The organism is Bacillus cereus group sp. BfR-BA-01331, assembly GCF_022663915.1.
Classification (GTDB): Bacteria; Bacillota; Bacilli; order Bacillales; family Bacillaceae_G; genus Bacillus_A; species Bacillus_A mycoides.
Window position 1 is genome coordinate 22,678 of the sequence record NZ_JAKUGJ010000013.1, and the last position, 12,816, is coordinate 35,493.

The window sequence follows — 12,816 nt, forward strand, 5'->3', positions numbered from 1 at the left end:
TAAAGCTATGTGGGTATTTTTATACCCGCATAGCTTTTTTTAATTTAAAAGAGGAGTGATTATAGTGGAAATGAAAAATGTAAAAGGGACAAAGGACTATTTACCAGAGGAACAAGTACTACGAAATAAAATTAAAAGAGCTTGTGAAGATACGTTTGAACGTTATGGCTGTAAACCGTTAGAGACACCAACGTTAAATATGTATGAGCTTATGTCTTACAAGTACGGTGGTGGTGATGAAATTTTAAAAGAAATATATACACTTAAGGATCAAGGAAAACGCGATCGTGCCTTACGTTACGATTTAACAATTCCATTCGCAAAAGTCGTGGCGATGAATCCGAACATCCGCCTACCCTTTAAACGCTATGAAATTGGGAAAGTATTTCGAGATGGGCCAATTAAACAAGGAAGATTCCGTGAGTTCATTCAATGTGACGTTGATATAGTGGGTGTAGAATCAGTCATGGCGGAAGCTGAACTCATGAGCATGGCGTTTGAGCTGTTCCGAACGTTAAACTTAGAAGTAACGATCCAATATAATAACCGAAAATTGTTAAACGGTATTCTCCAGTCTATTAACATCCCTACTGAACTAACGAGTGACGTAATTTTATCATTAGATAAAATCGAAAAGATTGGGATTGATGGCGTACGAAAAGATGTATTGGAGCGCGGGATTACTGTAGAAATGGCCGATACAATATGTAATACTGTTTTATCTTGCCTAAAGCTCCCTATAGCCGACTTTAAAGACACTTTCAATAATACACTTGTCGCCGATGGAGTAGAAGAACTACAACAACTACAGCAATACTTACTCGCTCTCAGAATAAATGAAAATACGATATTCAATCCGTTTTTAGCAAGAGGACTCACAATGTATACAGGCACTGTGTATGAAATCTTTCTAAAAGATGGCACGATTACATCTAGCATCGGTAGCGGTGGTCGATACGATAATATTATCGGAGCATTCCGTGGTGATAATATGAACTATCCAACAGTCGGTATTTCATTCGGATTAGATGTCATTTATACAGCTCTATCACAGAAAGCAACAACATCATCTACAGCAGATCTTTTTATCATTCCACTCGGGACAGAATTACAATGTTTACAAATCGCCCAGCAATTGCGTTCTACTACTTCCTTAAAAGTCGAACTTGAACTAGCCGGACGTAAATTGAAACGTGCCCTTAATTATGCAAATAAAGAAAATATCCCGTATGTGCTAATAATTGGTGAAGAGGAACTATCTACAGAAACAGTTGTATTGCGTAATATGAAGGAAGGTACTGAAGTGAAGATTCCCCTCTCTTCCTTGGAAAATAACACATTTAATAACTATATATAATAAGCGCCACCCTCATTTGGGTGGTTTTTCTAGTGCACAAATAAAGAACTATTCAGTTTACATAATATTATTATAAGATTCTATAAGTAGGAATCACAAAAACATATCCATTCACCACTATATTTGGTAACATATTCATACGTACATATTATTTAGGAGGAATTAACTTTGAGGGCAGTCGTAAAAGTATTGAAGTGGACTACAGGTATCTCCCACCTTTTATTAATTCCTTGTTATTTATTTCAAGGACTAGTTGACTTATACGGGATACCACTACTTATAGTAATTACTTTACATATCATTACAATTTTATTAGCTAAAAAGGAAGGCATGAAAACCTATGCTAATTATATAGGAATCCTCACTATTCTAGTTGCTTTCTTTCCCTATATACAAATCGCTATACATATTATAGCGTCGATTTTCCTTCTATTAGATGCGGCTTCCGTGAACACAAAAGAATTTTATGATTAAAACAGAAATTAGAGAAATATTTTTCAACCATATAAAAAAAAGAGGGCAAATATGCATCTCCCTCTTTTTGTCTAACTCTTTTTATTATTATTCTTGTTCTTGCTCGTCCATAATCTTCTCGAACGCCGCAGATACTTTTTCAAATTCCTCGTCATTCTCTATGTATGAGAATTCATTATCTTCTTCTATTTTTAAAAAGAAGATATCAATGTCTTCCTCAGTTTCTGTTTGAATGTCTTCTACAAAGGCAACCGCAATGTATTCTGCACCTTCGACATCCATCGCTCCAAGCACTTCAACTTCCTGTTCTTCATTATTCTCATCGGTAAGACTAAAAATTTCGCCTACTTCAATTGCTTCCATATTCATTCTCCTCCTATCATACTCTAAAAAATAAAACGTTCAAATTGCACACTTACTAACATATCTTTCCATAAAAAAGTTGAATTCATACAGAAAGAACAACAAATTCTTGCTGATTCAGCAAAAGTATTCAACTATAAGGATATCATTTATGAATAGGAATGAACATATTTTAAATGAGATAATTGGATTAATTAATTTAAAATTCTTCTTTAGATTTCCGAAAGACCTCCATGTCCCATAATGATTCTTTCATATAGGCAGCTGAAATGCCCCCTTTCAATCTGTAAGTAAATACTAAAATAGCACCTCCTATCCTGATTCCTTTCCGTACGTTTTTAGGATGAGAGATAAATCCTTCTATATAAACTAAAGAGACTTATGCAGCAATTCCAGTACATCTTTCATCGCAAAAGGCCCATCTTTTTTCACATGCTCAGCGAATTCCGAAACGAGACGTAACGTTTTCACACTTTCGATTGGATGCTCCCCTGACGCACTTTCAGCAGAAAGCATAACAGCATTCGTCCCGTCCAATACAGCTTGAAATACATCTGTCACCTCAGCTCTTGTAGGAATAGAATGATCTACCATAGATTGAAGCATTTGTGTCGCTGTAATGACATATGTATTCGTTCGATTGCACTCACGAATCATCATTTTTTGTAACAGTGGAATAAATTGATACGGCAATTCCACACCTAAATCTCCCCTTGCGATCATAATGCCATCCGCTTCTTTGCATATGTCTTGAAAATTCTCGATTGCTTCCATCGTTTCTATTTTTGCAATTAAATTTGGGGAAGTTTCTTTATGTTCATGTATAAAACTTCGTATTTCCTTTATATGACTAGGTTTTCGAACGAAAGAACACGCAATAAAATCAACTTCCTCTTCTAAAAGAAATTGAATATCTTTTTTATCTTTCTCCGTAATAGCTGGTAAACTAACAATTGCACCTGGTAAGTTTACCCCTTTATGAGAGGCAATATTTCCACCGGTTTTTATTCTCGTTTCTATTTTTTCCGTACTTACCTTTTCAACGATTAACTCAACTTCTCCATCATTAATAAGAATTCTACTTCCAACTTTCACGTCATTCGCAATCCCCACATAATCAACACTTGCTTCTTCTTTATTCCCTTCAACTGGATGGGTATGTAAAATAAATAACTCCCCTGCTTCAAGTGTAATTTGTTCCTCTTTCATTTCACCCAATCTTATTTTAGGACCTTGTACATCCCCTAGAATTTTAATAGAATCGTCTAACGATTTCACTAAACGAATGATGTCTTTATGACTTTCATGCGTTCCATGTGATAAATTCAACCGAACAATTTTCATACCATTGTTTATTAACTGCGCTAATGTTTCTTCATTATTACTCGCTGGCCCAATTGTACAAACTCGATCAATTGTCATGTTCCCACCATCCTTTTTTAAATGTTTCCCCTAAAATAAAAAGAAGATTCTTTTTATAAGAAAGACCGTACAACTAAGGGTGCACAGAGGTTTTATATGAGGAGAAGCGATTGCTGAGTAAGTAGCTTAAATTTAACTTTTTGACTCCATAGTTATTGTTAGTTTCGTTGCAATAGGGTACTACTAATAATAAATCTTGTTTACATACGAACGTTAGATTTGGATATCGAAAACGACCTATGGAGGAACCACAATGACTACTCTTCGAAAAAAAATAATGGGACTAACATTAGCGGGAACGGTAGCACTATTTACATTAGCAACAGGAAGCATAATGAACGATAACGAGGTAAAAGCTGAGGTAAAAAAAGCAGGAAAGCAACCTAAAAATGTAATTTTCATGGTTATAGATGGGACAAGTTCTTCCGCTACAACATTAGCTCGGTGGTACAAAGGTTCACCTCTTGCACTAGATCAAATTGTATCCGGAGGTGTTCGTACGTATTCGGCAGAATCAGCTATTACGGACTCTGCACCAGCAGCCACAGCTTTAGCGACAGGAAATAAATCAAATTCAGGCTACGTGGGCGTATTACCTTCTGTTGTGAACTCACCTGGCTTAGAACCCATTAAAGAAGAATGCAAGTTTCGTCCAGTTGCCAACGTCTTAGAAGGCGCTAAACGTTCCGGCCGCGCGACAGGAATCATTGCTACATCAGAAATTCAACATGCTACTCCGGCTAGTTTCTCTGCCCACCATGCTAACCGCAAGAATTTTGAAGTGCTTGGTGAACAGCAAGTTTATCAAAATATAGAAGTTGTATTAGGTGGTGGCAAGGCGGCACTTCAGCCTACGACAAGCAACGGAATTCGTAAAGACAACGAAGATTTAGTAAAAGTGATTCAAGACAAAGGCTACGACTTTGTCGAAACAAAAGATACGTTATTAAACTCCAAATCAAATAAAATCTGGGGTGCTTTCTCTAATACTGCCCTTGCGTTCGATATGGATCGTAGAATAACCAATCCTAATCAGCCAACTCTTTCCCAGATGACGAGAAAAGCCATTCAAACATTATCAAAAGATAAAGATGGTTTCTTCTTATTCGTAGAAGGCAGTAAGGCAGATTGGGCAGCACATGCAAATGACCCAATCGGGATGATTAGCGATATATTGGCGTTTGATGATGCGGTTACAGAAGCATTAGAATTTGCGAAAAAAGACGGTGACACTATGGTCATTGCTTTAGCGGATCATGGTAATAGCGGTATTTCCATTGGCAACAGCAATACTACAAAAGGATATGATACCACACCAGTATCAGCTTACATTGCTCCACTGAAAAAGGCGAAAATGACACTTGAGGGTGCTACAAATAAACTAAAAGATGATTTATCTAATATAAAAGAGGTCGCTGCTCTTTACGGTTTAGACGACCTAACTGAGGATGAAAGAGAAAAGTTAAACGCTGCACATAAGAAAGCTGATGTAGGTCCAATCCTTACTAAATTATTGGCCAACCGTGCGAACATCGGTTTTACAACTGGTGGTCATACGGGTGAAGATGTATTCTTATACTCTTACGGTCCTCAAAAGCCATACGGTTTAGTCCAAAATACAGACGTTGCGAAAATAATGGCCAAAGCAATGGGCTTTCAATTAGGAGAATTATCTAAGAAATTATTCTTAGATGCTGAAACATCCTTTAAACAAATTGGTGCAACTGTAACGATTGACAAAAAAGATGTACGAAACCCGGTGCTTGTAGTAAAACGCAATAATACGGCGGCCAAATTGTTTGTTAATAAAAACATTATCTATATTGGTGGGAAAGATTATGAATTAGGAGGCATCGTTGTAGAAAGCAACGGGAAATTCTATGTCCCTGAAAAAGCAATTCAACTATTCACAAAGCATTCTCGCTAAATTTAAAAACAGACATAAAAAAACGCTATCCTTTCTATAGAAAGGGTAGCGTTTTTTTCGTTATATGGATACAAATTTATCTTATTAAATCCATTCAACAATAGTATCCATAGTTTGTCTTGTTTTATTAAATTTTGGTTCTCCTTTACGGTATCCGAATGCAACCATAACTGACACCTCAAGATTATCATCTTTTAAAATTCCTTCTTGACGAAGTAAAGAATCTACTTTTTCTTTATCGAATCCTTCCATTGGACAAGAATCAATACCGATTTGAGCTGCACTAGTCATCATATTAGCTAAAGCAATATAAGATTGCTTTGATGACCAATCAAATACAGCACGTTCGGAGTCTAACAATTTAAAATCCGATTCTTGGAATTTTTTGAAGAATTCATATCTCATTTGTTGGGCTTCTTCAGGCAATCCAATAATATCTTTCATCATGTGCTGAATATACTCTGCATCATAGTGCATATCTTTGATGTTTCTTGAAAGAACAATGACAAAATGACTTGCTGTTGAAAGTTGCCCACCTGCTCCCCATGAATATGGTAATAGTTTTTCTCTTAATTCTTTATTTTGTACCACAATAAATTTCCAAGGCTCATATCCAAAAGAAGAAGGAGATAATCTTCCTGTTTCTAAAATAAATTTAAAATCATCTTCTGAAATTTTCTTCATAGGATCAAATTCTTTACATGCATGTCTAAAGTTAAAAGCTTCTATAATTTTTTGTTTTGTGTTAGTCATAAAAAATCCTCTTTTCATTAATTTATTACTCAACTAAATTATATTTTTTAAGTATCAACGTTACAAGTACGCACATTTATGTGCTATAGTATCAAAAAAGATACTATTGTTAAGGGAGAGTCTTTTTATGATTAGTTCAAAAGAAGATGATATAAATTATCCATTTTTAAATAAATATTCTTGTCCCGTAGAAGCTATCGTCGAGGTTATTGGTGGGAAATGGAAAGGGGTTATTCTTTATCATTTGTTAGATGGTAAAAAACGATTTAATGAATTAAAAAGGTTGAAACCTAATATCACCCAGAGAATGTTAACACTTCAACTTAGAGAACTTGAAGCAGATGGCATCGTACATCGGGAGGTATATCGTGAAGTGCCTCCTAAAGTAGAATATTCGCTAACCGAACTCGGTGAGTCACTACGTCCAATTATCCTTTTAATGATGGAATGGGCGACCAATAATATGGAGCAGGTTTTGGAAAGTAGAAATAACACTAAATAGTATTTAAAACCTGTAATTAGCCATTACAAACAACTCAAAAAAGATTGCCTCTTAGGATACAGGCAATCTTTTTTTGAGTTATTTAGGTATGAAATTTGTGTCTTTGTAGCCTATCTCCATCAAGTTAAAAAGGTTTTTGTTCCCCATCAAAGAACTATTTCTGTTTTGTCATTGTTCGCTATAAAACATATACAGTTTCATACGGTAACGATCAAAAAGACATTCCATCCTGTGCAATCTACATCATGTAATACGATTGTGATGGATAATACGAATGTAATGAATAAAACGATTGTGATGGATAATAACTATGTTGCATTTGTTGCATTTGTTGCATTTGTTGCATTTGTTGCGCTTGTAATGCTTGTTGCTGTGCTTGTATAGCATGATGAACAGCTTGAATAGTACTTTGCGCAGGACCCTGCCCTCCTAAAGGGCGCATTTGCGTTTCATTGTAAAAATAATTGAAAAACATTCTTTATTCACCTCACCTCTGCATATATTTTTGTCTTCATGTTTCATACTATGAATATTGAATTAAAGTGGATAATTTATGAAATTTTTCATATTCAGGCTGTAGTTGGCTTATCCTCTACAGCCTTTTTATATCCCTAATCCCTTTTAAATGACCCTCAAATAAGGTTTTTGTTAAAATCTTACATAAATTTTATTTTTGGTGTATGATTAAAATATCTATATATTAGGAGTGTTTAAAATGTTAGAAACCATAATAATCTGTCTATATATTGTTTTCGGTATAAGTGCAGTATTTGACTTAATAAAGGAATTTCAAAAGCCAAAGAAAAACCAATTTTTGATTTTATTTGAATCTCTAATTTTGATAGGAGCTATATTTTTAATAGCTAATATCTTCATCTAAATTACATAACGAGGACTCTTCAGGGAGCAAAGCAGTTAGCAACAGCTAACTACTTTTTAATTAAATAACTATTTTATAGCGTTTTTTATCAGTACCTCTAACTTTGAAATGGCGCTATTTAATTTTTGCCTTCCATCTTCATTCACCGTTTCATCATGTTTAATTTGTTTTGAAACAACTTTAGCCTCACATACTACCTCAACAAACTAAAAAGGCCTACTCACACGAGTAGGCTTTTGAAACTATGAAAGCTTCGTCAATAATTGATTTAAATCCTTTTTCGTTTTCGTCGTTAATGACTTCATCTTATTAACATCTATCTTTTCTTTCTCCGCTCCTACAATTAACGGATACATACTTTGGCCAATTGTTTTATATTCAGTCGGATGTGATGCTTCTAATTCTTTTTCAATGACATCCCACTTCTCATTAATTTGTTTTCCAAGTTTATTAACTGTTTCTAATTTAGGATTTGCAGCTAATTGCTTGTCTAAGCTTTCAATTAATGTAACTACTTCTTTTACATTTGTTTTCACAGCTACGCTTTTCTTCGGATCTTTCGTTGTCTTTCCACTTGTCGTTTGGTCTGTCGTTTTTTCGCTAGTTGATTGATCTGTTGTTTTCCCGCTAGTAGTTTGATCATTCGTTTTTCCTGTCGTTTCTTTTTCTTTAGTTGTTTTGCCGTTACTTTCTGTTCCTGTTGATTCCTTTGTATTTTTTGCATCCTTATCTGTTTTTTCATTCGAAGAAGTATTTGTGTCTTTTTCAGTATCTTTCGTTGTTTTTGACGCTTCATCTGCACTTGTCGTTTTCGATTGCTCTTCATTTTGTGCAGTTGCCTGATCCTTCTTTGCTGCATCTTTATCTGTGGAGGTACTACAAGCTGCCATTGTAAGCATTGTACCAATTGCTACTGATGCGATAGCGACCTTTTTCATTTTCATATAAATCCCCCTATGTTTATATAATTTATCCCGCATTAACGGGCAGTAAGACTCCCACCTCAGAAGTCGGATAGTGCAAGGAAGTTAGGTGCGAGATTAACTGCCCGTAAACGCCCGATTGGTGAAGGCTAATAATCAGTGGGGGATAAACACCCCCTCACTAATTAAAGTTTCACTTTATCCTCCTCTTTACGATTCTATTTCCCCTTAAAAAATCCCTTTTCATACGAATCACCATCTTTCCGACAGTAATCTTCATAATAATACGTACAAAAAATGATAAATTTATTTTAATATTCGAGTTTTTTCTACTACATTTTCCTCCTCTGTAGCAAAAGAAAAAGAGTATGTTGTCACATGAAGATTTACAATCTACAAATGACAACATACTCTCCTATCAATTTTTTATCTTTCTTGACATTTTATTTATAAAAAAAACAAAATAATTACTAATTTTTTTATTTCTCAACACTTGTTAACATAACATTTTTATGAATAACCACCGTTCGAATGAATGACTTGCCCAGTAACCCACTTCGCCTCTTCACTTACTAAAAAAGCAATTAAACGTGCCGCATCCACCGATTCTCCAACTCTACCTTGCGGGAATTTCCATACTAAATGATGCTGTAATTCCTCTGTAATCCATCCTGTATTCGTCGGTCCTGGATCAACAGCATTGACTGTAATCCCCTTCTCCATAGCTACTGGTGCAACTGACTTAGTAAATGCTTCTATTGCTCCCTTTGTCGCTACATATGCCAGTTCATCTGGCATCGGGCCTAATGACTGCCCAGAAGTAAGATTGATAATACTACCACTTGTTTTGAGTGAAAAATGTTTCATAAATAATGAACTTAATAGTATAGGAGCACGAACATTAACCGTATAATGTTTATCTAGCTGTTCTACATCTAACTCTTCAATTTTCGTAGGAGTAGAATACGCCGCATTATTAATAAGAATAGATGGATCACCTAAACGTTCTGATACCATAAACAATACACGATTAGGCGAATAAGACTGCGATAAGTTGATTTCTGCCATTTCACATCGAACGCCGTAACTTTCAATTTCCTTTTTCAACAAAAAGGGCTCTTGATCATTCATTCCCCATGGCATCGCTTTATCATACCGAGGCCAGTACGTGAAAAAGACGTCTATCCCCTTTTGAGCAAGCACCTTGCATACAGCTGCACCAATTCCATTCAGACGAGTTGCCCCTGTTACAATTGCTATTTTCCTCACCTTTTCTCCTCCATCTACCTTCTTATTGAATATTTGACAATATACGCTCAGCGCCTAATTTTAAAATTTTAATAAAGATATAATTTACAATCGTAAACATTACAAATAAAACGATAAACATAATCCAAAGTCCTACTTGAAGGAAGAAGTATAATACACTTACACCTGCTACAATAACTAAAGCTATTAAAATATTAGCTAAAAAATTCCACAAAGTTGTATATCGACTTTTAAATAATTTCTGCTCTGTATCCCAATGTATATCTGCAGTTTGTGCATCCCAGCGTGTACCTATTAAATTAATTAACAATAAACCGTTCGCACTTAGTAAGAACCAAAGTATCATGAAGACTGGCGAAATACCTGCTACAACTGCCATCGTAATACCGAATACTGCTAAAATGACCACATTAATTAACCAAGCAGTTATTGCTTTCGCAAAAAAGATATCCGAAGCCTTTACTGGTAAGTAACGATTCACAAACCAAGAGCTTCCATCTCGTGAGAATGACGTTGTTGCAATAACGTTACTCCCCATTAAAAATAAGGATGCACAAAGGCCAACACCAATTGCGAAACCTGCTGATTCTGGATTATCAATATACCCTGTAATCCATTTCAAATTTCCATCTTGTACAAACAAAACAAAGAACAGCATAATTGGCATAACGAAAGTTTGCACAATACAATTTAAGAAAAATTGTGGCGTGCGGAATAACGTTTTAAATTCTTTTTTCACATATGCTTTTAAATGCGAACTTTGTACCGTTGATTTCTGTAAACCTTCTGCTGAAATTACCTCTTTCTTTGCTGTACTCGTTGAAAGTCCAATAACTCCTTTCAAATATGTACGCTCTGCAATGTAGTAAAACAGCGCGAAAAATGCGATAGAAATAAGAATGTATATTAGTACGTATAATATTCCCTTCCACGATGCATTTTCTACTAATCCCATCGCTCCAAAATATGTAGTTGGAAAATAATTTGTCATTTGTATGAAAAGTGAGGATTCATTATTTGCAAGATAATTCGCAACCGAATCTCCAGCTCCAGATACTGCACTTTTATTTCTCCATTGCATAAATACATTGATTCCGACGATAAATAGTATACTTACGATTCCAATAAATATACTTCCTCGATCTTTATTTTTCGCTATATTCGTATACCTCATAATAATTGTCATAATTAACGAAGCTAAAACTAGCGGAATGATCGGGAAGAATAAGTAAATGACAATCATATAAATGTAATATGTAATGAAAGCACCACTCTTTAAACCGTAAGTAATAAAGATAGGCAATAAAATAAACGAGCTCATTACGTATTGTGTAATTAACACTGTAAAGAACTTTGCCGAAATAATTTGCGCTGGTTTTAACGGTAACGGTAGCAACATTTCAACATCATTACTATAGTAAAACACTGTTAAAATGTTCATAATACTCATCAAAAATACCCATATACTAGCAACTGCTAATCCCATCGCAATAACAATTCCTGGATCCTGCCCGAGGTGTATCATTCCTTCATATATTCCATGGGTCATCGAACCAAATATTAAAAAACCTACAAATAAAATGGCTGCAAATGAAAATAAATACGCCCATCTTTTCTTTTTATCTGTTATGAAATCTGCATAATTTAATTTCAATAATACTTTCGTTAACGTCCAAATTTTACTCATTTCCCGTCATCTCCAAGAACATTTTTTCAAGTGATTCATTGGATTCAAAATGGTCTCTCATTTCATTTAAATTCCCTTTAAACTGAAGATTTCCCTTATTAATAATCGCGACGCGGTCGCATATTTTTTCAGCTACTTCTAATACGTGTGTCGAGAAAAATACAATCTTCCCTTTATCTGCATGTTCTCTCATCATTTCTTTTAAAATATAGGCAGATTTCGGATCAAGACCTGTTAACGGTTCATCTAAAATCCACACATCTGGTTCATGTACGAGCACACCGATAATAACAATCTTTTGTCTCATACCGTGTGAATAACTTTGAATTTGATCAGATAAAGCATTGTACAGATCAAACTTCTTCGCTAATGACTCTATTCGTTCTTGTCTTACTTCCTTCGGTACTTCATACATATCAGCCATAAAGTTTAAATATTCAATCCCTTTTAATCGTAAAAACATATCCGGGCTATCTGGAACATAGCCAAATGTTTTCTTCGCTTCCATCGGATTTTTCATAATATCTTTACCGTTGATTGTAATGGTTCCTTTGTCCACCCCATGAATACCAGTAATCATCTTAATTGTCGTTGATTTACCCGCACCATTCGGTCCTAAAAACCCAAAGATTTCTCCGCTCGGTACAGATAAACTTAAATCTTTTACTGCATAGTTAGATCCATTATAACTTTTTGACACATTCAAAATTTCGATCATTACATCCAATCCTTTCCTTAATTACCAATTAACTATATTAACATTATAGCATACTTATATTTTTAGATTTTTATATTTTTCAGTTTTTTCAACCTTTAAAATAAATATAAATTCCTAATCCAACGATTAAAACAACGGCTAGTATTATATAAATCATCGTAAGTCGTTTAATATTTCCTGTTGTCGCTTTACTATAATTCGCATCACCATTTCGCCCAATTAACACCGTTCCAATTACAGTAATAACTACAAGTAATATAACAATCATTATCCCAGTTAACATTTCTTCCTCCCCCTCCTTACATCCATTTTACGATATTTCCCTTTTTATTTTACAGAATATTTAACCTTTTTTACTATTATTATGAAATAAATCGTAAAACTATTATTACTATGAATTTCCATATGTGATATATTTATAACATATAGTGATTTATCCCGCTATTTGTGAGCAGTAAGACTCCCACCTCAAAATTCGGCTGGAGCAAAGAAGTTAGGTGGGAGCCCTGCTGCCCGTAAACGCCCGATTGGTGAAGGCTAA

The 12,816-nt window shown here is 34.8% G+C and carries 13 protein-coding genes; 4 read left to right on the forward strand and 9 right to left on the reverse strand.

The annotated features are described in order from the left end of the window. The first annotated feature begins 61 nt into the window (after window positions 1–61). Window positions 62–1,357, forward strand: a complete 1,296-nt coding sequence (locus MR155_RS20675; protein ID WP_396027175.1) for a histidine--tRNA ligase — start codon at window positions 62–64, stop codon at window positions 1,355–1,357. 168 nt (window positions 1,358–1,525) lie between these two features. Further along, a complete protein-coding gene (locus tag MR155_RS20680) occupies window positions 1,526–1,831 on the forward strand; it encodes a hypothetical protein (protein WP_219303151.1) in 306 nt (101 codons plus the stop codon). 87 nt (window positions 1,832–1,918) lie between these two features. Here the strand turns inward: MR155_RS20680 and MR155_RS20685 are convergent, their stop codons facing one another. Together MR155_RS20685 and MR155_RS20690 are read right to left on the reverse strand one after the other, a co-directional pair. Next, entirely contained in the window at window positions 1,919–2,200 is a 282-nt protein-coding gene (locus tag MR155_RS20685) for a DUF1292 domain-containing protein (protein ID WP_003190466.1), read from the reverse strand. Window positions 2,201–2,563: 363 nt separating this feature from the next. Beyond that, window positions 2,564–3,616 (reverse strand): pyruvate kinase, encoded by a 1,053-nt coding sequence (locus tag MR155_RS20690; protein WP_219303152.1) that lies wholly within the window; start codon window positions 3,614–3,616, stop codon window positions 2,564–2,566. A gap of 253 nt (window positions 3,617–3,869) precedes the next feature. Between MR155_RS20690 and MR155_RS20695 the strand changes: the two genes are divergently transcribed. Then, entirely contained in the window at window positions 3,870–5,543 is a 1,674-nt protein-coding gene (locus MR155_RS20695; protein ID WP_242310967.1) for an alkaline phosphatase, read from the forward strand. Between the two features lie 84 nt (window positions 5,544–5,627). On the opposite strand, the gene MR155_RS20700 is transcribed toward MR155_RS20695, so the two are convergent. After that, the gene (locus MR155_RS20700; protein ID WP_372585446.1) at window positions 5,628–6,314 is read right to left on the reverse strand and encodes an NAD(P)H-dependent oxidoreductase; all 687 of its coding nucleotides are present in this window, start codon (window positions 6,312–6,314) and stop codon (window positions 5,628–5,630) included. Window positions 6,315–6,423: 109 nt separating this feature from the next. On the opposite strand from MR155_RS20700, the gene MR155_RS20705 reads away from it, so the two are divergent. Continuing rightward, window positions 6,424–6,798 carry a winged helix-turn-helix transcriptional regulator gene (locus MR155_RS20705; protein ID WP_000625800.1) on the forward strand — a complete coding sequence of 125 codons (375 nt, stop codon included), beginning with the start codon at window positions 6,424–6,426 and terminating at the stop codon, window positions 6,796–6,798. Between the two features lie 238 nt (window positions 6,799–7,036). On the opposite strand, the gene MR155_RS20710 is transcribed toward MR155_RS20705, so the two are convergent. The 6 genes from MR155_RS20710 to MR155_RS20735 all read right to left on the reverse strand — a co-directional run bounded on the left by MR155_RS20710 (window position 7,037) and on the right by MR155_RS20735 (window position 12,558). Further along, window positions 7,037–7,273, reverse strand: coding sequence for a hypothetical protein (locus MR155_RS20710; protein WP_242310968.1), 237 nt, complete (start codon window positions 7,271–7,273; stop codon window positions 7,037–7,039). Window positions 7,274–7,920: 647 nt separating this feature from the next. Further along, a complete protein-coding gene (locus MR155_RS20715) occupies window positions 7,921–8,622 on the reverse strand; it encodes a hypothetical protein (RefSeq protein WP_242310969.1) in 702 nt (233 codons plus the stop codon). Window positions 8,623–9,111: 489 nt separating this feature from the next. Continuing rightward, window positions 9,112–9,870: an SDR family oxidoreductase gene (locus MR155_RS20720; protein ID WP_242310970.1), complete on the reverse strand. Its 759-nt coding sequence runs from the start codon at window positions 9,868–9,870 to the stop codon at window positions 9,112–9,114. 22 nt (window positions 9,871–9,892) lie between these two features. After that, window positions 9,893–11,557 carry a putative ABC transporter permease subunit gene (locus MR155_RS20725; protein ID WP_113935928.1) on the reverse strand — a complete coding sequence of 555 codons (1,665 nt, stop codon included), beginning with the start codon at window positions 11,555–11,557 and terminating at the stop codon, window positions 9,893–9,895. Continuing rightward, window positions 11,550–12,275, reverse strand: a complete 726-nt coding sequence (locus MR155_RS20730; RefSeq protein WP_002066081.1) for an ABC transporter ATP-binding protein — start codon at window positions 12,273–12,275, stop codon at window positions 11,550–11,552. Before MR155_RS20730 ends, MR155_RS20725 begins: the two co-directional genes overlap by 8 nt. A gap of 88 nt (window positions 12,276–12,363) precedes the next feature. Next, entirely contained in the window at window positions 12,364–12,558 is a 195-nt protein-coding gene (locus MR155_RS20735; protein WP_002066080.1) for a hypothetical protein, read from the reverse strand. Between the last annotated feature and the right edge of the window lie 258 nt (window positions 12,559–12,816).